1 pseudogene is annotated in these 698 nt (G+C 42.0%); it reads right to left on the reverse strand.

Annotated features, from left to right (window positions below):
• Positions 1–698 (reverse strand): annotated as a pseudogene (locus B5E53_RS19910) (IS3 family transposase); the annotation flags it as partial.

The raw sequence follows: 698 nt of genomic DNA on the forward strand, positions 1-698 counted from the left end.
ATTTCATTTTTTAGACGTCCAAATACCCCTTCACAGGCTGCATTGTCAGGAGAACAACCCTTTTTGGACATCGAACGTTCCAATTCTGCTTTGTTCATCCGTTCTATCCAGCCTGGCCATCGGTAATGGCAACCCCTATCTGAATGAATGAACGGATGAGCCCCTTCCGGTAAATGGGATATGGCATGATCAGGCATTGTGTTCACAAGTTTAGAATCTGGTGTTGTACTGATTGTCCAACTGGGAAGCAGTCCATCAAAACAGTCCACTAGTACAGAAAGATAAACTTTTCCTGCCGGAAAGAGCGAACTCCGTAATATCTGTCAGCCACTTTTGGTTTGGTTTATCGGCCTGAAAATTCCGCTCTATCCTGTTCGGCACAGATGGAGAGATCTCTCCTTGATAGGAATTATATTTTCTGCGCCGTTTACAAATAACAATAGCCCCTTCTTCCCGCATAATCTGTCGAACCACTTTTTCTGAAACTGTGCGTTTTTCCCGTTTTAACAATCCATAGATGCGCCGATAGCCATATCGCTGTTTATTTTCCTTGAAAAACAGACGGATTCTGACACGTATATCATTGTATTTATCAGGTTTTTTCATAGAAGCTTCCTGATAATAGTAGCTGCTTTTTGGTAGTTCAAGCCTTTTTAGTAGATCAGGCAGTGAATATTTATTCTTCAGGGCATCGATGA

The organism is Eubacterium sp. An11 (assembly GCF_002161065.1).
In the GTDB taxonomy this organism is placed as follows: domain Bacteria; phylum Bacillota; class Clostridia; order Lachnospirales; family Lachnospiraceae; genus Anaerobutyricum; species Anaerobutyricum faecale.